Genomic DNA, 22,833 nt, shown 5'->3' with positions numbered 1-22,833 from the left:
CGACGGGCCCTAGGGCCCGTCGTGAAGCTCCCGCACCACGCGCGCGTACCCGGACCGCTTAGGCGAGCGCCCCCAGGGCGACGACACCCGCCCCCGCCGCGACGGACGACAGGGGCAGCGAGCACGCCGGCGCCAGGCACCCCGCGACCCCGAGCGCCGGCAGCGCCCGCGCGCGTACCGCGGAACTCAGCGTCCACGCCGAGGCGTTGGCGATCGCGTAGTACACCAGCACGCCGAACGACGAGAACCCGATCGCCCCGCGTACGTCGCCGAGGGCCGCCACGACGGCTACCACGACCCCCACCGCGAGCTCGGCCCGCCGCGGCACCTGGAAGCGTGGGTGCACGGCCGCCAGGGCGCCCGGCAGATGCCGGTCCCGCGCCATCGCGAGCGTCGTCCGGGACACCCCCAGGACCAGCGCCAGCAGCGACCCGAGCGCCGCCACCGCCGCACCCGCCCGCACCACCGGCACGAGCACGTCGCCGCCCGCCGCCCGTACGGCGTCCGCCAGCGGGGCCGAGGCCCGCGCGAGCCCCTCCACGCCGAGCACGGCGACGGCCGCGGCGCCCACGGCCGCGTACACGACCAGCGTGATCCCGAGTGCCACGGGGATCGCCCGCGGAATGGTCCGCGCCGGGTCCCGCACCTCCTCACCGAGCGTCGCCACGCGCGCGTACCCGGCGAACGCGAAGAACAGCAGCCCGGCGCCGCCCAGTACGCCGCTCACGCCCTCGGAGAGCCCGGGGGCGAGCCGGGCGCCCTCGGCGCTCCCCGAGCCCGCACACGCCACCACGACGGCCGCCAGGACGGCGAGCACGAGCGCGACGGCGATCCGCGTCAGCCAGGCCGACTTCTCCACCCCGAAGCAGTTCACGGCGGTCAGCACCACGACCGCGGCGACCGCCACCGCGTGCGCTTGCCCCGGCCACACGTACGTCCCCACGGTCAGCGCCATCGCCGCGCACGAGGCGGACTTGCCGACGACGAACGCCCAGCCCGCCAGATACCCCCAGAAGGGCCCGAGCCGCTCCCGCCCGTACACGTACGTGCCGCCGGACACCGGATACACGGCCGCGAGCCGCGCCGAGGACATCGCGTTGCAGTAGGCCACCAGGGCCGCCACCGCGAGCGCGTACAGCACCCCCGTACCGGCCGCCCGCGCCGCGGGCCCGAGCACCGCGAAGACGCCCGCCCCGATCATCGACCCGAGACCGACGACCACGGCGTCCCGCACGCCCAGCGCCCTGCGAAGAGGCGTCCCCGACGGTGTCATGCGCCGCACCCTAAAGGGCTCGTGCAACCGCATCGGGCCTACCCGTCGTCCTTCTGGGCAGCAGGGAGCCACGGCGGCGACGCACTCGGCGTCCCGGCGAGAACGACGCAACAAGGCGCCGCAGCAAGGCAGTAGGCGCCACAGCACTACAGAAGGGCAGAACGCGGCATGAGCATCATCGGCTGGATCATCCTTGGACTGCTGGCCGGTGCCATCGCCAAGTTCCTGTTGCCCGGCCGCGATCCGGGCGGCTTGGTCGGCACCATCCTCATCGGTGTGGCCGGTTCCTTCATCGGCGGCTGGATATCGTCCCGTTGGCTGGACCGCCCCATATCCACGGACTTCTACGACGGCGCCACCTGGGTCGCCGCGATCGGCGGCGCCCTCGTCCTGCTGATCGCCTACCGCATCTTCTTCGGCGACTCGCGCAGTCGCCGCTGAGCTGCAGCCGGCAGCAGGAAGGGGCGGCACCCGCCGGGCGCCGCCCCTTTCGCTTGCGCGGTCCGGTCCTACCGGTAGTTCACGAACTGCAGCGCGAAGTCGAAGTCCTTGCCCTTGAGCAGCTGCTGGACGCTCTGCAGGTCGTCACGGCTCTTCGAGCTGACGCGCAGCTCGTCGCCCTGCACCTGCGCCTTGACACCCTTGGGACCCTCGTCGCGGATCGTCTTCGCGACCTTCTTGGCGTTCTCCTGGGAGATGCCCTCCTCGATGGAGGCGAAGATCTTGTACTCCTTGCCGGAGAGCTGCGGCTCGCCCGCGTCCAGCGACTTCAGCGAGATCCCGCGCTTGACCAGCTTGGTCTGGAAGATGTCGAGGATGGCCTTGACCCGCTCCTCGCCGTTGGCCTCCATCAGGATCTTCTCGCCGGACCAGGAGATGGATGCGCCCACGTTCTTGAAGTCGTAACGCTGCGAGATCTCCTTGGCGGCCTGGTTGAGGGCGTTGTCGACCTCCTGCCGCTCGACCTTCGAGACGATGTCGAAACTGGAGTCGGCCATGTCCTGTGGCTCCTTGTATCGGGGGTGGATCGGGTACTGCTCGGCTTCCGGCCGGGTTCTGCGCGGGGTGCGCGCCGGGGAAGCCGCGCCGAGAGCAGCCTAGCCACCGTGCCGCGCCCGGCCGCCGATCAATCGGGTGGCGAAGCACCCCCGTGCATCAGGTATTGTTTACGTCGTTGCCAGCGAGCACCGCCGCAAAGCGGGGCCCGAGGCAGCGAACCCAAGGCGGTGTGCCCGAGCGGCCAAAGGGAGCAGACTGTAAATCTGCCGGCTCAGCCTTCCCAGGTTCGAATCCTGGCGCCGCCACACTTGGGAAAACCCCCTCCGAACTGCGGAAACGCAGCGAGGAGGGGGTCTCTTTTTGTTCGAACATCGAGATTCGAACGAGGGTCGAAAAGCGAGGCTTGTCTCACCCAGTCCCGGGTGTGTCCCGGCCCTGATCAGCCTGTGTCCCCCAGGCGTCCCCCGGGGGACGAGCCGTTTCCGTGCCATTCCCGCAGGCCAGCCTCGATCTGGCGGTTCGCCCGGTCCTGCGCCTGCGCCAGAACCTTCGCGTAGACCCTGAGAAGCACCGCGACAGAGTGCCCGGCCCGGCGGGCCACCTCCATCGGATCGACCCCGGAGAAGAGCCAGAAGGAGACGCCGGCGCACCTCAGGTCGTACGGGCGCCGCGCGAGCGGCGATGCCGCCTCGGTGGGGGAGAGGATCGCGCTTCGGGCCTCCGCCCAGACCTCGCCATAACCTGTGTCCTGAATCACGCCGCCACGACTCGTCCGGAAGAGCCGACCATCCGGAGCCGCGCCGTAGCGCGTGATGTGCCATCGGAGCATGGCCACGAAGTGCGGCGGAATCGGCACCACACGCGAGTCTCGGGCCGCTCGCGCCTTCAAGTGGCGGTCCTGGTGGGCTCGGCCGTCGTCCGTCCAACCGTGGCCGGCGTGGACGATGCCTCCGCGGAGCGTGAGCCGCCCCCAGCCACGCTTGGGGAGGTGGCACTGCGACGCGGTCAGGCCCACGGCCTCAGCGGGGCGCATAGAGGCGTAGTAGAGGCACCCGAAGAAGGCTTCGAGGTGTGCGCCGCGGTCGCTCTGCGCGCGCACGCCGCCGAGTAGTTCCTGAACCTGACGAGGGTTGGCGACGCTCGCCGGATCGACCTCCTCAGTTGACTTCGGCGCCGACCACTTCACCGTGGACAGTGGGTTCACGGGAACGCTGAAGTAGCGCCGCTCGACTGCGAGACCGAGAACATCACTCAGGCAGGCCCGCTTGCGGTTCGCCGTACGTCCGGCCGCAGAGGAGCCGTCGAGCAGCGTCGACAGGGCATCGAGCGCCAGGCGGAGTGTTCCGGGGTCTTCCAGTGCCGAGACGGGGAGAGAGTTCTTCTCGATCCAGCGGAGCGCGTCCGCGACTTCGACAGGGTGCTCCTGGTCCCAGCGGCTCCTGTTGTACGCCCATCCGTACAGGGCGGTGCGGAGCGTTCGGGCGGCCGGTTGGCCGGTGGTCGTCTTCACGAGCGCCGGGGTGATGGTGGCGAGAGCGTCTGCGTCGTTGCGGCGGGACTTGGCGGGGAGGCGGTCCCACCTGCGATCGATGTACGCGCGGGTGTGCTCGTACCAGGTCACCGAGCCGTTCAGCGCGCGGAGTTCGGAGACGGGTAGGCCCGTCTCCACGTCGAACTGCTCGCCCTTGCGGAGGGCGGTCATCAACTCTGAACGGCGGCCGTCCGCCTGGGCTTTCACTGTGTAGCTCTTCGAGTGCTTCTGCGGCCCGACCAGCCAGCGGACGCGGTAGGGCTTCGGGCGGTCGCGGCGGGTCTCGATGCTGTAGATGCGTACGTCGTATGTGAAAGACATGGCTCTCCGGACATGCGAAGGGGCCCGCCCCTGGAGGGGCGGGCCCGTGGCGGCGGGTGCTACTAGGCGGCGCGTTCCTCGCAGTTCGCCCACCAGGCGTCCAGGTCGGCTCGGCTGACGCGGAGTTGGCCGTTGGGGATCTTGTGGATGCGGGGGGCTTGGCCGCGGGCGCGCATGCGGTAGAAGGCGGCGCGGCTCATGTCGATCTCTTCGAGGACTTCAGCGAGCTTCAGCTTCTGGGGGCGGGCCATTTCGCTCCTCAGGGAGGTGGGGTCTGGCTGGGAAAAGTTCGGTGCACATTGCGTTGAGTCGCGACTCATCGGCACTCAGCGGCTCTCAGAGCGGCTTTGAGCGTCGATGAGTCGCGACTCAGGCAAATGTGGGTGGAGGTTGTTCAGCGTTCGGCGCGCACGGTGATGCCGTTGTAGGTGATCACCTGTCGGCCGTAGCCGTCGCGGGGTCGGGAGCGGTTGAGCTGGGGGACGACGGAGAGGAGGTTGCGGCCGAACATCTGCTTCGTGCCGGGGCGGACGCCGTTGTCGTCGGCCCAGTCCCGCCAGACCGCCCACAGCGTCTCTACGGGCACGCTGCACGTGGCTCCGGTCGAGCAGCACTCGCGCACGAACGCGGAGGTGGGGGAGGCGGTGTCCTGCATGGTCGCGACGGCGTCCCGGCTGGATGTGGGCTGGGTGATGCGGCCGGTGCGTTCCAGGCGGGCCAGTCCTTCCAGGGCCCAGTTGAGGATGCCGGGCATCTCGTTGGCGAGGCGGTCCATGAGGGTGGTGTCTTCCTTGCCGAGCCAGGAGACCGTCATGTTGAGGACGATGAAGCGGCGGGCGATGACGCCGGATGAGTCCCCGAAGTGCGGGAGTTCGTTGGTCAGGATGACCAGCCGGGTGGGGAGCTTGCCGGTCCACACGTCGCGGTACTTGCGGTCGATGTCGATGGTGTCCTCACCGGAGATGGTCAGCAGCCGCTCGACCACGGCGGTGCTGTCGTTGCCGGACAGTCGGGCGTCCGCGATGACTGCCAGCGGCTTGCCCAGCAGCGTGGACAGGCCGAAGTTCGTGCCCAGCCCCGCCAGCGTGGGCCCGGCCAGGTTCTCGCGGCCGACCAGCTCTTTGAGGACGCGTGCGATGGTGCCCTTTCCGGAGCGGGAGGGGCCGACCATGAGCAGGATCTTCTGTTGGTCGGTGCGGCCGGACAGGACGTAGCCGAACCACTCCTGAAGGGCTGCGATGGCCTGCGGGTCGTCGGGCCAGATCTGGTGCAGGAACGCTTCCCAGCTCGGCGCGGTCGCGTTCGGGTGGTAGGGGAAGGGGACGGAGACCAGGTTGAAGAAGCCGGGCCCGTGCGGCAGAAGCGCGCGGTCGCGGATGCGTAGCAGCCCGTTCTCGCAGGCCACGATCGGGCTGTCGTCGTGGTCTTCGGCGTCGGCGCCGATCCAGGCCGGCGCGTCGGTCTCGGTGGGCAGCAGCGTGATGGCTCCCATGGCGTCGAGCAGGTTGCCGATCTTCTGCTTCGTGGGCGCCCAGGGGCGTTCCTCGGTCTTGCCGTCCTTGCCGGGCGCCCGGAACACCACGTGCTCAAGCCGCTCGTACATGGCGGCCTTCATCTGTGCCTCGTCGACCTCGCGCCAGCACGAGCCGTTCCAGCGCATCCATGAGGCGCGCCAGCGGCGGCACACGAGCTGGCCGTTCTCCCGCTGCCAGTCCGGCAAGAGGCGGCGGGCGACGGCGAGCGGGTTGGACGGCGGGGGAAGTTCCTCCGTGTCGATGTTCTCGGTCATGCGGCGGCCCTTCCTTCCTCGTGTGGGGCGGGGGTTCCGGTGCAGGTGGAGCGGTGCAGGTTCCACAGGTCGACGAGTCGGGCGACCTGCCGGGCGCCCACCGCGCTGTCGGCGTAACCGCAGCCACAGGCACAGGCCGCGGTGGGGGCGTGGCTGTAGCGCTTGGACCAGCGGGCCCCGTCGTAGTGGTCGCGGTAGACGGGCGGGGCGTAGATGCGGATCCCGGGCCGGTCCGGGGTGGGGTCGTCCGCGTCGTGGCTGGGCTGGGCGCGCCGGAAGCGGTCAGGGCGAAGGGCAGTGACGACGCCCTGACAGGCGGCGCCTTTCGGCTCGCCCACGCACGTCGTGTCCACAGGCTGTGTGGCGTCCTGCGGCTGGTTCGGGGTGGGGATGCTCTTCAGTGGGGGATGGGGTTGGGGGTTCATGCCGCATCCCGCCTTGCGGGGTTGTGGGCGACGGACCAGTCCAGTGCGCTGCGCAGGGTCGAGCGGCACTGGGAGGACGGCAGTCCCGTCGACTCCCCCGCCTCCTGAAGAGCCTGCTCGACCACGTGCCGGGGGAGGTCGCCCCACGCGACGAACCGTCCCAGAGCGCGCGCCGCCCGGAACAACGCCGCCTCCCGGCAGCCCTGTTGAGCCGACGCAACGTTCCGCGTCTCGTTAGCGAGCGCTACATCCGCATAACCCCTGGATTGCCCCGGTACAGCCGTAGAAGGGGCCTGAGAGGGCTTGGAGGTGGGCTGCAGGATGCTTTGGAGCCAGGAGGGCAGTGGGGCTGCCTGAGGGGCGCTGAGCGCTTCGTAGGGTCCGGCGGGGAGGGTGCTGCCTGCCGCGACGACGTAGCCGCCCCATGCCCGGGTGTCGATCAACTTACCGATGGTGCCTGCGGTGTTGGTCATCCGGGCATCCGACGGGGCGGTGAAGTACAGGTGCCTTCCGCCGCTTGCGGTCCGCACTCGGTAGGTGTCGGGGACGGCGTGCCCGGAGCGCTCGCAGAGCGCACGGAAGGTTGCCGCGCCGTCAGGCGCGTCCGAAGTGCCTTTGTGTTTGGACAGGTCGAGATCGACCACGAGCAGCCCGGATGGCCCGGTCGCGATACCGATGTTGAACGGTGCGTGCGTCCAGGCGGCGCGGATGCGGTCGGGGTCGGTAGTGGCTCGCTGCTCCCACTTCAGATGGCCGCTCGCGCATGCTCCGGTGTGGTCGCAGGTGCGCTCGCCGTGCAGGGCCGGGCGCTTCGTGCCGGGGAACAGCGGGAAGACGTGCCAGCCGTGTTCGGCCGCGGTGAGGGCGGCGGCGAGCATCGGTAAGCACTCAGGGGAGACGGAGGGGATGGATTGCGTCATGCTGGTTGTCTCCAGTCCTGTTGCCGGGTGCTGGTGGACAAGGGCGGCCCCGCGTCATTGGCGTGAGGTGGGGGCCGCCCTTGGCGTAGCTAGCCGTGGAAGTGGTTGCGCTTGATCACTGCCTTGCGGATGTTGACCGTGGTCCCGCCGCGCGATGCCCCGAGCACCTGAACGGCGATGAACCCGCCGAACACGACGGCGGCCAGGATGATGAGTTGCTGGATGAGGGCGGCGAGTGCGGCGATGAACGTGGTGAGCAGCAGCAGGCCGCCGCAGACCGCGAGGAAGCCGACGCCTCCGAGGGCGACGTTCACCGCGGCCCGCGACACGGCCGGCTTGGTCGCGACCGGTTCGGGCTGGACGGGGTTGATGGCGTAGCCGGTGACCGCGCGACCGTCGGGCAGGACGATGGTCTGCACGGTGGGGATGTGCCCCGGCTGAACCGCGATGGGAGCGGTCTGGACGGGCTGTATCGGGGCGGGCTGGTGGACGATGACGGGCGCCTGCACGGCGGTGTGGTGAGCCTGTTCGGGCAGCATGTGGAATCCCTTCCGGTGCTCGGTTGGGGAGGTGGAAGCACACCCTTGCCGGTGCGCTCTGGAGGGGGTTTCAGGGGGTGTGAGCTGGGCGCCTCCCCGCCTCCCCGAAACAATGTTTGTCCTGATCAGGGCGGGGAGACGGGCCCGGGGAGGCGGTTGGGGAGTTCTCCCCGCCTCCCCGGCGCAGGGGCAGGTTTCTCCCCGCTACTCGGCGGCGGAAGCGGAACCGTCGTTGTCGCGGTTGGCGAGGGCGCGGGCCACGTCGTCGCGGCGGACGACCATGACGCCGTGGGACTTCTTGGGCTCCTCGCCGTGCTCTTCGAGCAGCCGCTTCAACTTGCCGTTGTTCCAGTCGCCGTAGGCGGCGGTGTCGAGCGCGTGCAGGAGCTTCAGCACCTCATCAGTGCGCAGCCGGGGCGCGTCGCCGATGACCGTGGCCACGTCCGCGAGGTTGTCGCGGTCCTCGGTGCGGTCGATGACGCGCAGGGTGGTGACGCCACTGCGCAGGGCCTTGGCCCGGGCGGCGATCTCCTTGGCAGGGTTGTCGTCGATGAAGTGCGTGCGCACCGTGATGAACGACTGGCCCTTGGGCAGGTCGATGCCATCGGAGGCGACCACCAGCGTGCCCTTGTCCAGGCCCTGGCGGAGCAGGTGTGGGGCGGCACCGTCGTCCACGGCCTTGTCACCGAGGGCCATGCGCGACTGGGTGTCGGTGCCCAGCACGAGAGAGGCGCGGGTGTGGGCGCCCTCGCGGACCAGCTTGGGAAGGTTCTGGTCGGTGGGGTCCTGCGTGCCCTGCCACATCAGCACGTCGACCGCCCGACCCTGGTTGTGAATCTTGCGCACCGCCATGAAGTAGCGGGAAGTAGCCTTGGCCCCGCCGTACGGGCGCTTGCTGTCGTCGACGACCGGGCACATGAACGCCACCTGCGCTTCGTCGACGTTGACGATGAGCGGCGGGAACGTCGCGGTCGGGTCGTCGCGGCGCACCTCGATCCGCCGGTTCATCTCCTCAACGGCGTCCTCGACCATCTCGGTCGCCTGGATCACGTGGTCATCGGACGGGCCCTCGATCAGCACCTGCGCGATGCCGTCGAACATGCTCCAGTCACCCACGCCCTTCAGGTCGGCGATCCAGAACTGCACCGACCGGTCGAGTGCGAGCCACAGGGCGAGTGCGCGCAGGGCGGCGGTCTTGCCCTGGTTCGAGCGGCCAGTGATGAGCAGGTGGCGCTGGTAGACGCTCAGTTCGGCGGCATCGCCGCGCAGGTCCTGGCCCCACGGGGCCTTGCCGGTCTTGTAGTTGGCGGTCATCGTCTCGTCGGTGACCAGCGGAGAGGGGCCGATCGGCTCATCGAGCGCGCCACTGTCGGCGATCCACAGGCGGACCGTGCGGGCCGCCTCGGGGATCGTGATGAACACCTCGTGCTCATGTCGGGTCAGGTTCTCGGCGAGCTTCTTGCGGCGCCCCTGCACCTCGTTGGTCGCCACTCCGGAGGGAAGTGTCACGTCGACCTCGACACCGCATCCGGCGATCCGGATCGGCCCGAGCATGGAAGCGCCGGCGTCTCCCATGTCCTTGATGGCGTTCTTCAGCGGGGAAACCCCCAGGTCGCGCAGGGCCTTGACCACGATCGACGGCGTGATCGGCTCACCCTCCGCGCTGCGGACGTTGTCCGGCAGTGCCCAGTACGGGGCCGCCTGTGCCCGCCGCCCGACCTCCCACAGCCCGAGCAGGGCGAGCAGCGGGCCGATCGTGATGAGCGGGCCCCAGGTGACCTGCACGATCGTGATGAGCAGGCGGATGAAGTTGATGACCGCCATCAGCGGCGTGACCACGTCGTCGACTTCCTTCGTGGCCACCGCCATAGCGATACCGAGTGCGAGCAGTCCGCCGATGCCGAGACCGACGCCGGCGGCGGCGCCCTTGGCCGCGTCGATCGGTGAGGTGAGGAGGTCCATGCGGCGGCGGTGGCGGGCCTCGCGGTAGCGCTGCCCTCGCTCTTCCCACTCGGCCGCGACCTCGTAGTTCCCGGCAGCCTCAGCAGCGCGGAGCATGCGTTCGTAGCGGGCGGCGGTGCGGCCGTCCCAGGTGCGGCGGGCCACGATCCGGGCGCCGCCGAGGACGTAGGTGGTGTGGCGGACGCCGATCCGGCCGGCGGTGCGGGCGTTGTCGACCGTGGTGACCTTGCGCACTGCACGGCCGGAGCGCACCCACCGGGGCACCGGACGCGGCTCGGGAACCACCTTCAGGGTGGTGACGTTGGCGGTGGTGTCGGGGTTCTTGTGCAGGTGAACGACGTTGTCACTCATGCGTGTTGACTCCAGACAGCCCAGATGAGGGCACGACGGGGCGGGGCCCGCCGCGCGGCGGACCCCGGAAGAAGAGGGGTGGGGTTAGAGCAGGCCGGTGGCGAGGCGTTCGGTGTCGTACGCCTCGCGCTCGTGGTCCTTCAGGGCCCGCTCGAACTCGCGGGCGTCACGGCGGGACTGGCGTTCCACGCCGTAGGCGGCGCGCAGGTCCCGCACGATCACGTCCCGGACGCCCCGGCGGGAGAACTGCATGGCGTGCGTCAGCTCGTGCACGAGGGTGGTGGCGATGTCCTCGCGGGTGCGGTGCTGCTCGCTGTTGACCAGGACCAGAACCGCCCCGTCAGCGCGGGGGATGGCGAGTCCGGCGGCGTCGCGTGCGTGCCGCAGGCTCTCCCTGCGGGCCTTATCGATCCGGCGGCGGTCGGTGCAGCCGGACAGCTCGACCTCGGCCTGAACACTCAGCTCCGCAAATCCCTTGGCGTTCGTGAGGGTGATCTCTACGGCGGGCATCCGGCCGTTCACGGTCCGGCTGACCTGCCGCATCGCGTGCGGGGTGAGCTGTTTGGTGTCGCGTTCCAGGTCGCGGCGGCCCCGGAGCTGGTGCGTGGTGATGGTGTGCTTCACAGCGTCTCCGATCACGAATCGCCGCAGCTCACGCGGCAAGAGAAGTGGGGTTGTCGTGGCAGGGCACGCACATGCCGAGCGAGACCGGGATGACGTATCCGGCCTCGCGTCGACACTTGGGGCAGGTGCGGCGGGCGGTGTTCGCCCGGTCCAGGGCCGCCCACCGCGCCGGCGTCATCGGACGGACCGGCACGGCCTGGTCGATGCGGTAGAGGTAGGCGACCAGCGGGCCCCGACGACGCCGGGGCCGCTCCAACTGGGCCGCCACGTCCTGACCTCCCGGGCGCAGGCCGCGCGCCCTGAGCTGTCGGCGTGTGGCCAGCCCGTCGGGTGCGAGACGCCACCGGTAGACGGGGAGGGTGGCCATCAGGCGACCATCCGCTTCCAGGCGGCCCGCAGGCGGACCTCGGAGGCGGAGTGGCCGGCGGCGCGGAAGCGCAGCGCCATCTCCCGGTACGACAGGGCCGGATGCTCGCTGGTGCGGATCTCCTCCACGAGGACGTCCAGGACGTCATCCGACAGAGCCGGGGCCGCCTCCAGGGCGGGGGCGCCGGTCGGCTCGCTCGGGCCCCACACGGGCAGTTCCCAGCGGGTCGTGACGTCGGCCGTGACGGGGCTCGTCACGCTGGTCAGCGCCCTACCCGTCTCCTCACCCTGGCGGGCACTTTCCAGCGTTGACCAGGCTCCGGCGAGGGTGCGGGCGGTGGTGGCTTGGACGCGGGCGACGCGGGCCCCTGCCGCCGTCACGGCTGTCAGGCGGGTCTCTTCGGTGGCCGCTTCCGCTCGTAGCCGGGCGCGGGCCACGGCCGCATCGTCGCGGGCCTCTTGCTGGATGCCTTTGATGGCAGTCAGGGCGTTGTCGGTGAGGGCGGTGCGCTCCCACAGGCTGTGGACCAGCCACAGGGCCTTGGCGGCGATGGGCAGCCAGGCCACGGCCAGCCATGCGCCGGCCGCATGGTCGACGGTCAGTGCGTGCGCGACCAGGACCCCAGTGGCCAGCAGGCCGAAGGACCAGCCGACCGCGGTGACGGCGCGGTTGTGGTCGCCCTGTGCGGCGAGACGGCGTTCGTAGGCGAGGGTGGCCAGCCATCCTCCGTCGATGCCGAGACCGACGACCAGCGCGACCGGCCATGGCACGGCGGTGCCGAGCCACATCATGACCACGGCCAGGGTGAGCACCATCGACACCGTCGTCATGGCGACGGCGGGCAGTGCGGTCTTGGCCTTCACAGTGCACCTCCGGCGGTGAGCAGGGCGGCGAGGATGAGCAGCGCGCCGCCGGTGGCGGTCAGGTCGACCGCGCGGCGCAGGCAGGTGAACTTGGCGACCGCCAGGCGGGACAGTCCGGCGATGTCGGCGGCCAGGTCCCGCTCGACCGCCGTGGTGATCTCGGCGGCGGTGAGCGTGGCCCACAGCGGGAAGCCGTGCCGGCCGCTCAGGTTGGGACGGACCGAGCGCAGCAGCAGCCCGGCCGCGCCGACCAGCAGCGCCATCCCGGCACCGCCGACGATGCAGGCGGCGGGGTTGAGCGGCAGGTCCCGGGCGACCGTCCATGTCCCGGCGAGGACCGCGCCGACGAACGCCAGGAGCAGCGCCGTCTTCGCGTCCGTGCGGGCGATCTCGGCCTTGACCTCGGTGTGCGCGGCGGTCAGGTTCGCTTCGGTGGCGCTCATGCGGCACCCCCGGACACGCCCTGTTCGGCGGTGCGGTTGATCAGCGCGACGCGCGCGGCCAGCGCCCGACGGCGGGCCCGGCGGATACGCCGGACGTCCAGCTCACTCGGCGTGCGGTCCAGGGTGACGATGTACGCGTCCAGCAGGTCGACGTCCGCGAGGATCACGGGCATCTCAATGTCGATGGCGTCCAGTTCCGCGCTCGTGGGCTCCATGGAGTCGAAGCACTCGGCGGCGGTAACAGCTTCCTGAACAGTGACGATGTGGTTCATGGGTCGTGTTCTCCCTAGCAGGTGGCAACGGCCCGAACAGCGGCCCCGGTGTTCCAGCACCGGGGCCGCGCGCCGTTGAAGTCGGTAGATCCGGCTCCCCTCAACCCCGCCCGTACGGGCCCGCCCCGCAGGGCGCCCGGACGGACGGAGGAGGCAACCGGCGCGGCGATAGCCACCGCGCAGCGATCGAAGATGGTGACCGGTTGGCCGTGACGCTCGATCGCGCTCACGGTCCGGAGGGTGAAGCGGCGCCGCCGTACCGGTCGATCACGGCCGCGCCCATCGCTTTCGTCGACTCACTTCCACTCCTTCAAGCCGGTGAACAGGGGATACGCACTGCAAGGGGGACTGCGTCCCCACACTCCGGCCGTTGCTCGCGGTCACCGGGCCACCTCGCCAGTCGGGCCGAAGCCCTGTCCCCTGGCCTTTAGCGGGATTGCAGCGTCCCCGCCCTATGCGTACGTGCAGGTCAAACAGGTTGCGCATGTCAGTCGAAGACCGTTTCGGCCTTGCTGATACGTCTCAGCATGTACTAGCACGTGACATTGCGCAAGGGTGTCGCGCAATGAACGTGCTAGGTCGTGCTAGTGGGTACGCTCGATGACGTGACGATCGCTGAGGACGACCCCAGACAGCCGTACGAACAGGCAGCCGAGACCCTGCGACGTGAGATCAGGGACGGAGTTATCAAGGCCGGCCACAAGGTGGGTTCCGTAAGGGACTTGGCGAGTCGCTTCAACATCTCGCCTACCACCGTGCAAAAGGCCCTCGGCGTCCTTCGTGACGAAGGGCTCCTGACGACCACCGGGCGAGGCAACTACGCCCGGGACCCGAAGCAGGTGGCCCAGGCCGGAAAGTCCGGCAGCGGTCCGGATCTCTCCGAAGTCCTGCTCAAGCTCGAACATGTCACCTCCCAGCTCTCGGAACTTCGCGACCGAGTCGAGAGGCTGGAAGCCAGTCACTCCGGTCGCGCTGACAAGAACTAGTAGGCCCGATTCCGCGCCGGTTGACAGTGGACAGGGGTTAACACCCCCTCTGTGTTACCTGTTAACTCCCCACGTCAGCGGTGCTATTGGGCAATCATGGGAGTCCGCTGCACCGACTGTTGGGGGACGCGATGGAGACCGCGCTTAAAGCCGCTCGCCGCGCTCGCGGGTGGACACAGGCTCAGCTGATGGACGCGATGGAGGACGCTGCCCTGCGGATCGGGATCGAACTTCCATCGCGGGCCAGCCTGAAGACGCAGATTTCCATGTTCGAGAACGGGCGCCGGCCACCGGGGCCCGAGTACCAGGCTCTCTTCTGCGAGGTCTACGAAGCGACCCGCAAGGATCTGGGATTCGCCTTGGAGGTCGCGCCCTCCCAGCTTGACGCCTTGCCGAAGTTGCCCATGCCGCAGGGGCCAGCGCCTACGGCGAACTCGGGGGTTCTCGACTACCTCAAGTCCGTATTCGTGCAGCACTCTCAAGCGGAACCGCTGGTCGGCCCGCGGTTCCTCGTTCCGCCAGTGCTGAGCCAAGTGCCGCTCATTGAGCAGTTATGCAGGGACGCCACGGGCCCCATGCGGGGCGACGTGCTTCGCGTCGGCTTGCGGTACGCGGAGTTTCTGGGGTGGCTCTACCAAGACTCCGGCGACTCGCAAGAGGCGATGCGCTGGACGAACCGGGCCCTGGACTACGGATACGAACTCGATGAACCGACCCTGAACGCGTACGTCCTTCAACGGCGAGCCAATATTGCGACGGAGGCGGGCCATGCGGGGTACGCCCAAGGTCTGGCCAACGCGGCGTTGAAGTACGCGGGCAAGATCCCCGGTCAAGTCGAAGCGGTCGCCTTACGCGCCCGGGCGAACGCCTTCGCCGTGTTGGGCAACGAAAGCGAGGCCACCCGAGCGCTCGATGAAGCCCGAGCGCTTGCTGACCGGGGCCCTGACGACGATGAGGGCTTGGCCTCTTACGTCTCCGTCTCGTACATCGACATGGAGGCAGCAAACTGTGCCATCGCGCTCAACCAGCCAGAAGACGCAGTGAAGACGCTGGAGGACAGCCTCACGAGGTGGCCCGCTCAGCAGCAGCGCGACCGCGGCTTGTGCCTTGCTCGGTTGGCCACGGCGTACGCACAGAACCAGGATCTAGAGGGCGCTGTCAGTGCAGCAACGCAGGCCGTGGGCATTGCTCAGGCAACAGGGTCGGCCCGGATCTTGGCGGAGCTGACCCGTCTGCAAACGCACCTGGAACCGTTCCGGAAGCTCGTGGAGATTGCGGAACTCAACCGGGCCGTGGGCAGTATGAAGGGGACCTGACCAGATGAAGGAGAACCGTGAACCTGCTTCCCGCGATCACAACCACTGACGTTCAGGAACAGGAACCCCAAGTCGCCATACTCCCGATCGGTTCGTACGAGCAGCACGGGGCCCACCTGCCGCTCATCACGGACACGGCCATCGCGTGCATCATCGCCCGCGAGATTGCCGCCGCCTACCCGGTTCTTCAGCTCCCGCCCGTGACAATCGCGTGCAGCCACGAACACGGCACCTGGCCGGGCACGGTGAGCATCAGCGCTCAGACCCTTCACGCCGTGGTCAACGACATCGCAGCATCACTCCAAGCCTCCGGCGTCCGTAAGCTCGTGCTTGTCAACGCCCACGGTGGGAACTACGTCCTCTCGAACATCGTCCAGGAGGCGAACCTCACCGAGCCGCGCATGACGCTCTTCCCGCAGGGGCGCGAGTGGAACCGCGCTCGCGAGGGCGCCGGCCTCGTTTCCGATGCGCATGGCGACATGCACGCGGGTGAGATCGAGACCTCCATCCTGCTCCATGCGGAACCGGATTTCGTTCGCGACGGATACGAGACCGCGGACCACGACGGTGGTGAGCGCCGCTTCCTCCTGACGCACGGCATGAAGGCGTACACCGAAACCGGGGTCATCGGCTTCCCTTCGTACGCCTCGGCGGACAAGGGGAAGGCCGTTCTCGCGAGCCTTGTCGACGACTTCGCGGAGCACCTCCGAGCGCTGGGAGAGTGACTCCGAACTGCCCTCTTCAAGGGCGGATTCCCCCAGGTGTCCCCCGAGGGCTCCCTAGCTGCCCACAGTCGCAGGTCAGATGGGGCAAGATCAGCCCGCTGTAAATCTGCCGGCTCAGCCTTCCCAGGTTCGAATCCTGGCGCCGCCACACTTGGGAAAGACCCCTCCGAACTGCGGAAACGCAGGGCGGAGGGGTCTTCTGCATGTGCGAGCGCGAATTCCGGGCGAGGGCGGAACGGGTGACGTGCGTCACGCGGGGCTCGGGCGAGTCCCGGATCCGGCCCTCGACTTGTTCGAGGGGCAAAGCCAGGTCGGTCATCCTCGCCTCCAGGGGGACGTGTCATCGGCAGCCGCATCACCTTGCCCCCACATGTGGCGATCCCGCACAGCCCGCCCGCACGCCCTTGTGTGACGGGTGGGACGACCATAAGGTGAGCCGCCTTGTGGGCTACGGGGTTCCGGCCCGGGGAGCGGGCGTGGAGGCGGCCGGCGTGGGCGCTGCGGGCAGCCGCGAGTGACGGTGCGCGGCAGCGCGTGGCGCGGCACATCGCAGAGAGCAGCGGCAAGAAGAGGCGGGGCGGCATGCGCGTTGGGCTGGTGACCATGCCTTGGCACCCGATCGACCTGCCCTCCCTCCAGGTGGGCCTGTTGCACCAACTGCTGCGGGACGTCCGCCCGGCGGACGACGTGCGCGAGTTCCACGGCTCCCTGCGCTGGGCGGAACTGTTGCTCGAACGCTCGGGCGGCCGACTGAGCCCCAGCGACTACGAGGCGATCGGCAGCGACTCGATCTTCCACGGGATCGGCGACTGGGTGTTCTCCGGAGTCCTCTACGACGACGAGGACTGGGGCGCCGCACAACTGCGGTCGTACGCGCGCGAGCGCGGTGTGCCGGGTGACACCCTGGACCTGGCCTTCGAGATGCGCCGGCACGCCGCCGCGTACATCGAGAGCTGCGCGACCGAGGTGCTGGCGCACGATCCCGACCTCGTCGGGTTCACGAGCACGTTCATGCAGAACGTGCCGTCCCTCGCCCTCGCCAAGGAGCTCAAGCTCCGGCGGCCGGAGCTGACCGTCGTCTTCGGCGGCAGCAACTGCGAAGGCCCCATGGGCCACGCCCTGCACCGCAACCACCCCTACGTGGACCATGTCGTGCGCGGCGAAGGCGAGTACGCCTTCCCGGCCCTCCTCGCCCACCTGGATGCCGGCACGCCCCCTGACGACGTTCCGGGCCTCTGCTGGCGGGACGGCGGCGTATCGCGGGCCAACACCGAACCCCACCGCACCGTGGCTCCGGCCCACATACCGTCTCCCGATTACGACCAGTGGCAGGCGGAGATCGAGGCGTCGTCGGTTCTCCAGTACGTGTATCCCAAGCTGGTTGTCGAGGGCGCCCGCGGCTGCTGGTGGGGCGAGAAGCACCACTGCACCTTCTGCGGGCTCAACGGCAGCACCATGGCGTTTCGCGCCAAGCCCGGCGAGCGGCTGTGGAGCGAGATCGAACGCCTCGTGCGCCGCCACCGCATCCTCGACGTCGTCACCGTCGACAACATCATCGACATGGCGTACTTCAAGGACTTCCTGCCGCTCGCCGCCGACAGCGGCTGGGACCTGCGGATCCACTACGAAGTGAAGTCCAACCTCAACCGGGAGCAGATCGCCCAGCTCGCCGCCGCGGGCGTCGTCCTCATCCAGCCCGGCATCGAAAGCCTCAGCAACCGCGTCCTCGACCTGATGGACAAGGGCGTCACCGGCGCCCGCAACATCCGCACGCTGCGCGAGTTCGACAACCACGAGATCACCTGCACCTGGAACTACCTCTACGGGTTCCCCGGCGAGACCGTGCGGGACTACGCGCGCGTGCTCGACCAAATGCCCGCCCTCGTGCACCTCCAGCCGCCCAGCGGCGCCTTCCGCATCCAGCTGGAGCGCTTCAGCCCGCACTTCACCGACCCCGCCCTGGGCTTCGGCAAGCGGCGCCCCGCCGACATGTACCAGCACGTGTACGAGCTGCCCGAGGCCGAACTCACCGACCTGGTCTACCTCTTCGACACCGAGGACGCCGGCATCGTCGGCGACACCGAGGACCGGTTGCAGCGGGCCGTGACCCAATGGCGCGCGCAGCACGCCACGTCGACCCTCGTCATGGAGCAGGCGGGCGAGGACGAGAACACGCTCCTCGTACGGGACCGCCGTGAGGGCTGGCCGCGCCGCACCTACTGGTTCAACGGCTGGGAGGCTGTTGCCCTGCGTCTCCTGGAGGAGGGCGGCAGCGAAGCCGCCCTGCAACGCAAACTCGCCGCGGCGGGGCACGACGTACCGGCCGAGGAGCTGGGGGAGTGGGTCGCGCAGGCCGTCACGTTCGGCCTCCTCTTCCGCGACACCCACACCTACGTGTCCCTGCCCACGCGTACCGCGCCGATCCGCGTCGGGAACGCGCCATCGAGCACCTCCGCCCCGGCGGCCTCTGGATGACCGAGCTCCCCGCCCTCGTCCCGCACCGCGTCATCGGCACCCGCGTCCGCGTGACCGAGCCGCTGCCCCTGCACGGCGACGGCCGCACCACCACGCGCGCGGTCCAGTTCCTGCGCGAGTGCCAGGCCTCGGGTCTGCACACCCACTGGGAAGCGAACACGGCGAACACGGCGGACACGGTCGACCGTCATACGTATGACCTCCGCACCCTGCACCACCTCCCGCCGCCGTCCCAACAGGCGGACGAACCAACCGAGTTGACGGCCTGGCGCGCCGCGCACGCCTACGGGATGCTCTATCACCGCCGCGGCCCGGGGTTCGTCACGGTCATGGACCGCCGGGAGCGCCCCGCCTCGGCGCGGTTCACGCTCGACCATCCCGACCTGCTCGCCGCCTTCGACACGCTGAGCGATGCCACACGGCTCGACACGCTCGCTCCCGCCCACCAAGAGGCGGCCCACCACCTGACGGAGGAGGGGCTCGCGCTGATCGTGGACGGGTGGGCGGTGGCGCTGCCCCCACGCATGCGCCGTTGGCCCGTGCCGTGCATGGGGATCTGACGCCGCGTCGCACCGCAAGAAACCCCCTCGGGGGTCCTCCCTGAGGGGGTTTCATCGTGTGCCCGCGACGATCACGACGCAGACTGAACCCATGCCGACGACATCCCGCCGCCGAAATTGCCCCGAATGCCGCCGCGACATCGCGGTCGTGGCGGGCCGCTTCGCCCGCCACGATCCTCCCGGCTCCCGCGACGCGGGCGAGCTGGTCTCCTGCCCCGGCTCACGCCGCCCCGCCCAGCTGGGCGCCGTCCAGGACGCACTCGACGGGTACGTGGTCCCGCACGTACCGGGCCAGATGCCGCTGTTCTGACTCGGACACGCGGGCGGCTCGCCCATCCGCGACCCGGCTCAGTTGCCCGCGACCGACTTCACCGCCACCACGACCGGCGTGGAACCGGAGATCAGCTCCAGCGTCAGCCCCGCCGTGGCAGGCGTGTCCACCAGTTCCGCGAGGACCGCCGCCACGTCGTCGCGCGGCACGGGCCCGCGCCCGGTCGAGGCCTCCAGGCGGACGAGCCCGGACCCCGCGTCGTTCGTCAGCTGACCGGGCCGCAGGATCGTCCAGTCGAGGCCGGTACGACGCCGTACGTCGTCGTCGGCCGCGCCCTTGGCACGCAGGTACACGTCGAAGACGTCGTCGCCCTGGTGTGCGGCGTCCGCCGCCATCGCCGACACCACGATGTAGCGGCGCACCTTGGCCCGCTCCGCGGCGTCCGCGAACAGCACGGCGGCGTCCCGGTCCACGGTGTCCTTTCGGCCGGCGCCGCTGCCCGGCCCCGCGCCCGCCGCGAAAACGGCCGCGTCCGCACCCTGAAGATGCGCCGCGACCTCCTCCACGGACGCGGACTCCAGGTCGCACAGAACGGGTTCCGCACCGGCGGCGCGCAGGGCGTCACCTTGCTCCGACCTGCGGATGATGCCCGCGACCTCGTCCCCGCGCGCGGAGAGCAGCCGCTCGAGCCGCAGCGCGATCTGACCATGACCCCCAGCGATGACAATGCGCATGCCTTCGACGGTACGCCCGAGGCGGACGGTTCACCGTGCAACCAAGCGTGCCCCGGCAGCGACCACCCGTTCGCTACCGGCGCTCAAGCGGGGCCGCCGCCCCCGTACTTGGCCGCCCGCCCCTGCCGCGGCAGATCGAGCGCGACCGCGACGGCCGAGTCGCAGTACTCCCGCACCGCGCTGGTCCGCGCCACGACACGGCCCCGGTGCACCACGATCCGGCTGTACGCGAGGGAGAGCGCCCCCGCGAGCCGGTCGCCCCGCACCGCGAGCAGCTCCGCGGGAAACCCCGCCTCCACGCGCACCTCCGGCAGTCCGAGCGCCGCCCTGGCCGTCGAACCGACCGCCTCGTAGGCGTCCTCCGGGCGCATCCCGTGGAGCGAAGCCAACAAGTAGGCGGCCTCCAACGGATCGCCGCGCCCCACCGGGTTCGACACGTCGCGCAGCGCGCCGCTGCCCGCCGCGACCGGAACCCCGGCCGCCCGCAGCAGCCGCACCGGCGCGACAGCCCGCTCGTCCGCCCCCGCGCACCCGCCCTGGGGCAGACACGTCACCGTCACCCCGGCGGCCGCGAGCCGGTCCACGACGGGCCCCGCCACGTCCTCCGGAAGCCGGGAGAGCCCGCCCAGCGGCCCGAGGGCGACACCCGCGCGCAGCCCGCCGACCGCCGCCGCGAGCCTCCCGAGCCGCGCCGGATCGGCCCCGTCCGTGTGCAGGTCGACAGGGCACCCGTGTTCGGCGGCGACCTCAAGCACCGCCTCCACGTAGCCCGTTGGGTCGGGGTCCAGGTCGGGGCAGCCGCCCACTACGGAGGCGCCCATTTTGACGGCGTCCCGCAACATGGCGAGCCCGTCGGCCCCGGCGAGCCCGGTCAGCAGCCGGGGCATCGCCACGGTTCGCAGATCCGCGAGCCCCACCAGCGAACGCCGCGCCTGGAGCACCGCCTCCATCGAGCCGAGCCCCTCCATGTCGCCGATCCGCACATGGGTGCGCAGGGCGGTGGCCCCGTGGCCGAGCTGCAGCAGGGTGCCCTCGGTGGCCCGGCGCTGGATGTCCTCCGGGGCGTACGGGACGGGGCCCTCGCAGTCGGCCGACAGGGCCGTGTCGCCGTGCGCGTGCGGCTCCACGGGGGCCGGGAGCAGGAGCCAGCCGGTGAGGTCCAGGCGCGAGCCGTGCGCGGTGAGGCTGCCGGCCGTGCCGACCGCCTCGATGCGCCCGCCGCCGAGCCGCACGTCCACGACCCTGCCGTCGGCGAGCCGGGCTCCGCTCAGCAGCAGCCCGGAGTCCTCGGGCACGCCGGGTGACGGTGGCTGCTGCGAGGGGCTGTGGGGCATCGCGCTCCTGAGGGCTCGGCGAGGACTCGGGGGACCCGTGACGCGTCACAAGATCATGCAGGGTGCGTCGAGCCTAGGACCGCGACAAGGCCGCTTCGAGGACCGCCGAAATAGTCGTACTGGTGGGGTCCGAGGGGCTCATGTGCCCCACGCGGGAAGGCGGCAGGCTTCCCGGCCGACGGGGGCGCGAAACGGATTTGGGCGATCGGCGCGCGACCGTGTAATGTCTTCATCGCTCGCCCCAATAGCTCAGTCGGTAGAGCGTCTCCATGGTAAGGAGAAGGTCTGCGGTTCGATTCCGCATTGGGGCTCTGGTGCAGACGTCGTTCGCGTCGCTTGCATCACAGCGGTGTAGCTCAGTCGGTAGAGCAAGCGGCTCATAATCGCTGTGTCACCGGTTCAAGTCCGGTCACCGCTACTGACAGTAGCCGATTCTGGGGTCGGTCCTTCGATCGGCTACTCTTCTATGCGTTAAACCTTTTGTCCCATCCGTTCGTCAAGGAGTGCACTCACGTGGCTGCCACCGACGTCCGCCCGAAGATCACGCTGGCCTGCGTGGAGTGCAAGGAGCGGAACTACATCACCAAGAAGAACCGGCGTAACAACCCGGACCGTCTTGAGATGAAGAAGCACTGCCCGCGTTGCAACGCGCACACCGCGCACCGCGAGACGCGATAAATCAGGCTCGTACACGAGGCCGTCCCCACTTCGGGGGCGGCCTCGTGTCGTTTCGTAGATCAGGCAGACCGAGAACACTTCCAGGAGGTGCCGAGCCCATGGCGCTCGACCAGTCCTTCGTGGGGCGGACCTATCCGCCCACCGCCCCGTACGAGGTCGGCCGGGAGAAGATCCGTGAGTTCGCGGAGGCGGTGGGGGACGCGAATCCCGCCTACCTCGACCGCGCCGCCGCCGAGGAGCTCGGGCACCCCGATGTGATCGCCCCGCCGACTTTTGTGTTCGCGATCACGTTCCAGGCCGCGGGCGAGGTGATCCACGACCCGGAGCTGGGTCTGGACTACAGCCGTGTCGTGCACGGCGACCAGAAGTTCGCCTACTCGCGTCCGGTGCGGGCCGGTGACCGGCTGACCGTGACCTCGACCATCGAGGGCATCAAGTCGCTCGCGGGCAACGACATCATCGACGTGCGGGGCGAGGTGCACGACGAGGCCGGTGAGCACGTCGTGACCGCTTGGACCAAGCTCGTCTCGCGCGCCGCTGAGGAGGCCTGATCGTCATGGCGACGACCATCAAGTACGCCGACGTCGAGGTCGGCACCGAGCTGCCCGCGCAGACCTTCCCTGTGACACGTGCCACTCTCGTGCAGTACGCCGGGGCCTCCGGGGACTTCAACCCGATCCACTGGAACGAGAAGTTCGCGCTCGAGGTCGGCCTGCCGGACGTGATCGCGCACGGCATGTTCACGATGGCCGAGGCGATCCGTGTCGTCACCGACTGGACCGGCGACCCGGCCGCGGTCGTCGAGTACGGCGTCCGCTTCACCAAGCCGGTCGTCGTGCCGAACGACGACAAGGGCGCCGAGATAGAGGTCGGCGCCAAGGTCGCGGCCAAGCTCGACGACAACCGCGTACGGGTCGACCTGATCGCGACGAGCGCGGGGCAGAAGGTCCTCGGGATGTCGCGGGCGGTCGTTCAGCTGGTCTGAGCGCTGTCTGCGCAATCGCCGCCTACGTAGCTGTGTGTAAGGGGCGCCCTCCATGGTGGGGCGCCCCTTACGTGTGCCGGATGCCTGCCG

At 69.8% G+C, this 22,833-nt stretch carries 26 protein-coding genes and 3 tRNA genes; 13 read left to right on the top strand and 16 right to left on the bottom strand.

Annotated features, from left to right (window positions below):
• Positions 1–58 precede the first annotated feature (58 nt).
• The gene (locus ACIA8D_RS02140; protein WP_399227974.1) at positions 59–1,273 is read right to left on the bottom strand and encodes an APC family permease; all 1,215 of its coding nucleotides are present in this window, start codon (positions 1,271–1,273) and stop codon (positions 59–61) included.
• Between the two features lie 168 nt (positions 1,274–1,441).
• Here ACIA8D_RS02140 and ACIA8D_RS02135 point away from each other — a divergent pair, with 168 nt between their 5' ends.
• A complete protein-coding gene (locus tag ACIA8D_RS02135) occupies positions 1,442–1,714 on the top strand; it encodes a GlsB/YeaQ/YmgE family stress response membrane protein (protein WP_399227973.1) in 273 nt (90 codons plus the stop codon).
• Between the two features lie 68 nt (positions 1,715–1,782).
• Here ACIA8D_RS02135 and ACIA8D_RS02130 read toward each other — a convergent pair whose 3' ends face one another.
• A complete protein-coding gene (locus tag ACIA8D_RS02130; RefSeq protein WP_385755819.1) occupies positions 1,783–2,271 on the bottom strand; it encodes a YajQ family cyclic di-GMP-binding protein in 489 nt (162 codons plus the stop codon).
• Between the two features lie 224 nt (positions 2,272–2,495).
• Here ACIA8D_RS02130 and ACIA8D_RS02125 point away from each other — a divergent pair.
• Positions 2,496–2,577: transfer RNA gene (locus ACIA8D_RS02125), tRNA-Tyr, on the top strand.
• A 134-nt stretch (positions 2,578–2,711) separates the two neighbouring features.
• Here ACIA8D_RS02125 and xerC read toward each other — a convergent pair.
• The 12 genes from xerC to ACIA8D_RS02065 all read right to left on the bottom strand — a co-directional run bounded on the left by xerC (position 2,712) and on the right by ACIA8D_RS02065 (position 12,679).
• Positions 2,712–4,124, bottom strand: a complete 1,413-nt coding sequence (gene xerC, locus ACIA8D_RS02120) for a tyrosine recombinase XerC (RefSeq protein WP_399227972.1) — start codon at positions 4,122–4,124, stop codon at positions 2,712–2,714.
• Between the two features lie 62 nt (positions 4,125–4,186).
• A complete protein-coding gene (locus ACIA8D_RS02115) occupies positions 4,187–4,375 on the bottom strand; it encodes a helix-turn-helix transcriptional regulator (protein WP_399227971.1) in 189 nt (62 codons plus the stop codon).
• Between the two features lie 143 nt (positions 4,376–4,518).
• The gene (locus ACIA8D_RS02110; RefSeq protein ID WP_399227970.1) at positions 4,519–5,913 is read right to left on the bottom strand and encodes a phage/plasmid primase, P4 family; all 1,395 of its coding nucleotides are present in this window, start codon (positions 5,911–5,913) and stop codon (positions 4,519–4,521) included.
• Positions 5,910–6,338 (bottom strand): hypothetical protein, encoded by a 429-nt coding sequence (locus ACIA8D_RS02105; protein WP_399227969.1) that lies wholly within the window; start codon positions 6,336–6,338, stop codon positions 5,910–5,912. Before ACIA8D_RS02105 ends, ACIA8D_RS02110 begins: the two co-directional genes overlap by 4 nt.
• Positions 6,335–7,258: a bifunctional DNA primase/polymerase gene (locus ACIA8D_RS02100; RefSeq protein ID WP_399227968.1), complete on the bottom strand. Its 924-nt coding sequence runs from the start codon at positions 7,256–7,258 to the stop codon at positions 6,335–6,337. Before ACIA8D_RS02100 ends, ACIA8D_RS02105 begins: the two co-directional genes overlap by 4 nt.
• A gap of 89 nt (positions 7,259–7,347) precedes the next feature.
• Positions 7,348–7,797, bottom strand: a complete 450-nt coding sequence (locus tag ACIA8D_RS02095; RefSeq protein ID WP_399227967.1) for a hypothetical protein — start codon at positions 7,795–7,797, stop codon at positions 7,348–7,350.
• Positions 7,798–8,001: 204 nt separating this feature from the next.
• Positions 8,002–10,110 carry an FtsK/SpoIIIE domain-containing protein gene (locus tag ACIA8D_RS02090; protein WP_399227966.1) on the bottom strand — a complete coding sequence of 703 codons (2,109 nt, stop codon included), beginning with the start codon at positions 10,108–10,110 and terminating at the stop codon, positions 8,002–8,004.
• Between the two features lie 84 nt (positions 10,111–10,194).
• A complete protein-coding gene (locus ACIA8D_RS02085) occupies positions 10,195–10,734 on the bottom strand; it encodes a hypothetical protein (RefSeq protein WP_399227965.1) in 540 nt (179 codons plus the stop codon).
• A gap of 28 nt (positions 10,735–10,762) precedes the next feature.
• Entirely contained in the window at positions 10,763–11,101 is a 339-nt protein-coding gene (locus ACIA8D_RS02080; RefSeq protein ID WP_399227964.1) for an RRQRL motif-containing zinc-binding protein, read from the bottom strand.
• Positions 11,101–11,964, bottom strand: coding sequence for a protein spdB (locus tag ACIA8D_RS02075; protein WP_399227963.1), 864 nt, complete (start codon positions 11,962–11,964; stop codon positions 11,101–11,103). The genes ACIA8D_RS02080 and ACIA8D_RS02075 overlap by 1 nt, the downstream gene beginning before the upstream one ends.
• Positions 11,961–12,407 carry a Pycsar system effector family protein gene (locus ACIA8D_RS02070; RefSeq protein ID WP_399227962.1) on the bottom strand — a complete coding sequence of 149 codons (447 nt, stop codon included), beginning with the start codon at positions 12,405–12,407 and terminating at the stop codon, positions 11,961–11,963. Before ACIA8D_RS02070 ends, ACIA8D_RS02075 begins: the two co-directional genes overlap by 4 nt.
• A complete protein-coding gene (locus ACIA8D_RS02065) occupies positions 12,404–12,679 on the bottom strand; it encodes a DUF6284 family protein (protein ID WP_399227961.1) in 276 nt (91 codons plus the stop codon). The genes ACIA8D_RS02070 and ACIA8D_RS02065 overlap by 4 nt, the downstream gene beginning before the upstream one ends.
• A 605-nt stretch (positions 12,680–13,284) precedes the next feature.
• Between ACIA8D_RS02065 and ACIA8D_RS02060 the strand changes: the two genes are divergently transcribed.
• The 6 genes from ACIA8D_RS02060 to ACIA8D_RS02035 all read left to right on the top strand — a co-directional run bounded on the left by ACIA8D_RS02060 (position 13,285) and on the right by ACIA8D_RS02035 (position 19,051).
• Positions 13,285–13,665 carry a GntR family transcriptional regulator gene (locus ACIA8D_RS02060; RefSeq protein WP_399227960.1) on the top strand — a complete coding sequence of 127 codons (381 nt, stop codon included), beginning with the start codon at positions 13,285–13,287 and terminating at the stop codon, positions 13,663–13,665.
• A 188-nt stretch (positions 13,666–13,853) separates the two neighbouring features.
• Entirely contained in the window at positions 13,854–14,981 is a 1,128-nt protein-coding gene (locus ACIA8D_RS02055) for a tetratricopeptide repeat protein (RefSeq protein WP_399227959.1), read from the top strand.
• A gap of 17 nt (positions 14,982–14,998) precedes the next feature.
• Positions 14,999–15,706, top strand: coding sequence for a creatininase family protein (locus ACIA8D_RS02050; protein WP_399227958.1), 708 nt, complete (start codon positions 14,999–15,001; stop codon positions 15,704–15,706).
• Positions 15,707–16,309: 603 nt separating this feature from the next.
• Entirely contained in the window at positions 16,310–18,181 is a 1,872-nt protein-coding gene (locus ACIA8D_RS02045; protein ID WP_399227957.1) for a RiPP maturation radical SAM C-methyltransferase, read from the top strand.
• The gene (locus ACIA8D_RS02040; protein ID WP_399227956.1) at positions 18,178–18,741 is read left to right on the top strand and encodes a DUF5825 family protein; all 564 of its coding nucleotides are present in this window, start codon (positions 18,178–18,180) and stop codon (positions 18,739–18,741) included. The genes ACIA8D_RS02045 and ACIA8D_RS02040 overlap by 4 nt, the downstream gene beginning before the upstream one ends.
• Before the next feature lie 91 nt (positions 18,742–18,832).
• Positions 18,833–19,051, top strand: a complete 219-nt coding sequence (locus tag ACIA8D_RS02035) for a hypothetical protein (RefSeq protein ID WP_399227955.1) — start codon at positions 18,833–18,835, stop codon at positions 19,049–19,051.
• A gap of 38 nt (positions 19,052–19,089) precedes the next feature.
• On the opposite strand, the gene ACIA8D_RS02030 is transcribed toward ACIA8D_RS02035, so the two are convergent.
• Both ACIA8D_RS02030 and ACIA8D_RS02025 read right to left on the bottom strand, forming a co-directional pair.
• A complete protein-coding gene (locus tag ACIA8D_RS02030; RefSeq protein ID WP_399227954.1) occupies positions 19,090–19,746 on the bottom strand; it encodes an SDR family oxidoreductase in 657 nt (218 codons plus the stop codon).
• Between the two features lie 83 nt (positions 19,747–19,829).
• On the bottom strand, positions 19,830–21,080 hold the full coding sequence (locus tag ACIA8D_RS02025) for an amidohydrolase family protein (RefSeq protein WP_399227953.1): 1,251 nt from the start codon (positions 21,078–21,080) through the stop codon (positions 19,830–19,832).
• 238 nt (positions 21,081–21,318) lie between these two features.
• On the opposite strand from ACIA8D_RS02025, the gene ACIA8D_RS02020 reads away from it, so the two are divergent.
• The 5 genes from ACIA8D_RS02020 to ACIA8D_RS02000 all read left to right on the top strand — a co-directional run bounded on the left by ACIA8D_RS02020 (position 21,319) and on the right by ACIA8D_RS02000 (position 22,743).
• Positions 21,319–21,391, top strand: a tRNA-Thr gene (locus tag ACIA8D_RS02020).
• A 34-nt stretch (positions 21,392–21,425) separates the two neighbouring features.
• Positions 21,426–21,498, top strand: a tRNA-Met gene (locus ACIA8D_RS02015).
• A 95-nt stretch (positions 21,499–21,593) separates the two neighbouring features.
• The gene (rpmG, locus tag ACIA8D_RS02010) at positions 21,594–21,758 is read left to right on the top strand and encodes a 50S ribosomal protein L33 (protein ID WP_003948671.1); all 165 of its coding nucleotides are present in this window, start codon (positions 21,594–21,596) and stop codon (positions 21,756–21,758) included.
• A 98-nt stretch (positions 21,759–21,856) separates the two neighbouring features.
• Entirely contained in the window at positions 21,857–22,309 is a 453-nt protein-coding gene (locus ACIA8D_RS02005) for a MaoC family dehydratase N-terminal domain-containing protein (protein ID WP_399227952.1), read from the top strand.
• A 5-nt stretch (positions 22,310–22,314) separates the two neighbouring features.
• Positions 22,315–22,743 (top strand): MaoC family dehydratase, encoded by a 429-nt coding sequence (locus tag ACIA8D_RS02000; RefSeq protein WP_399227951.1) that lies wholly within the window; start codon positions 22,315–22,317, stop codon positions 22,741–22,743.
• Positions 22,744–22,833: the final 90 nt, after the last annotated feature.

The organism is Streptomyces sp. NPDC051684, from assembly GCF_044453445.1.
Classification (GTDB): Bacteria; Actinomycetota; Actinomycetes; order Streptomycetales; family Streptomycetaceae; genus Streptomyces.
This window is presented reverse-complemented; position numbering and strand designations above follow the sequence as displayed.

Excerpts from the sequence above, each read along its gene's own strand:
- ACIA8D_RS02140 (WP_399227974.1), bottom strand. The coding sequence starts at position 1,273 with ATGACACCGTCGGGGACGCCTCTTCGCAGGGCGCTGGGCGTGCGGGAC.
- ACIA8D_RS02135 (WP_399227973.1), top strand. The coding sequence starts at position 1,442 with ATGAGCATCATCGGCTGGATCATCCTTGGACTGCTGGCCGGTGCCATC.
- ACIA8D_RS02130 (WP_385755819.1), bottom strand. The coding sequence starts at position 2,271 with ATGGCCGACTCCAGTTTCGACATCGTCTCGAAGGTCGAGCGGCAGGAG.
- xerC (WP_399227972.1), bottom strand. The coding sequence starts at position 4,124 with ATGTCTTTCACATACGACGTACGCATCTACAGCATCGAGACCCGCCGC.
- ACIA8D_RS02115 (WP_399227971.1), bottom strand. The coding sequence starts at position 4,375 with ATGGCCCGCCCCCAGAAGCTGAAGCTCGCTGAAGTCCTCGAAGAGATC.
- ACIA8D_RS02110 (WP_399227970.1), bottom strand. The coding sequence starts at position 5,913 with ATGACCGAGAACATCGACACGGAGGAACTTCCCCCGCCGTCCAACCCG.
- ACIA8D_RS02105 (WP_399227969.1), bottom strand. The coding sequence starts at position 6,338 with ATGAACCCCCAACCCCATCCCCCACTGAAGAGCATCCCCACCCCGAAC.
- ACIA8D_RS02100 (WP_399227968.1), bottom strand. The coding sequence starts at position 7,258 with ATGACGCAATCCATCCCCTCCGTCTCCCCTGAGTGCTTACCGATGCTC.
- ACIA8D_RS02095 (WP_399227967.1), bottom strand. The coding sequence starts at position 7,797 with ATGCTGCCCGAACAGGCTCACCACACCGCCGTGCAGGCGCCCGTCATC.
- ACIA8D_RS02090 (WP_399227966.1), bottom strand. The coding sequence starts at position 10,110 with ATGAGTGACAACGTCGTTCACCTGCACAAGAACCCCGACACCACCGCC.
- ACIA8D_RS02080 (WP_399227964.1), bottom strand. The coding sequence starts at position 11,101 with ATGGCCACCCTCCCCGTCTACCGGTGGCGTCTCGCACCCGACGGGCTG.
- ACIA8D_RS02070 (WP_399227962.1), bottom strand. The coding sequence starts at position 12,407 with ATGAGCGCCACCGAAGCGAACCTGACCGCCGCGCACACCGAGGTCAAG.
- ACIA8D_RS02065 (WP_399227961.1), bottom strand. The coding sequence starts at position 12,679 with ATGAACCACATCGTCACTGTTCAGGAAGCTGTTACCGCCGCCGAGTGC.
- ACIA8D_RS02055 (WP_399227959.1), top strand. The coding sequence starts at position 13,854 with ATGGACGCGATGGAGGACGCTGCCCTGCGGATCGGGATCGAACTTCCA.
- ACIA8D_RS02045 (WP_399227957.1), top strand. The coding sequence starts at position 16,310 with ATGCCTTGGCACCCGATCGACCTGCCCTCCCTCCAGGTGGGCCTGTTG.
- ACIA8D_RS02040 (WP_399227956.1), top strand. The coding sequence starts at position 18,178 with ATGACCGAGCTCCCCGCCCTCGTCCCGCACCGCGTCATCGGCACCCGC.
- ACIA8D_RS02035 (WP_399227955.1), top strand. The coding sequence starts at position 18,833 with ATGCCGACGACATCCCGCCGCCGAAATTGCCCCGAATGCCGCCGCGAC.
- ACIA8D_RS02030 (WP_399227954.1), bottom strand. The coding sequence starts at position 19,746 with ATGCGCATTGTCATCGCTGGGGGTCATGGTCAGATCGCGCTGCGGCTC.
- ACIA8D_RS02025 (WP_399227953.1), bottom strand. The coding sequence starts at position 21,080 with ATGCCCCACAGCCCCTCGCAGCAGCCACCGTCACCCGGCGTGCCCGAG.
- ACIA8D_RS02005 (WP_399227952.1), top strand. The coding sequence starts at position 21,857 with ATGGCGCTCGACCAGTCCTTCGTGGGGCGGACCTATCCGCCCACCGCC.
- ACIA8D_RS02000 (WP_399227951.1), top strand. The coding sequence starts at position 22,315 with ATGGCGACGACCATCAAGTACGCCGACGTCGAGGTCGGCACCGAGCTG.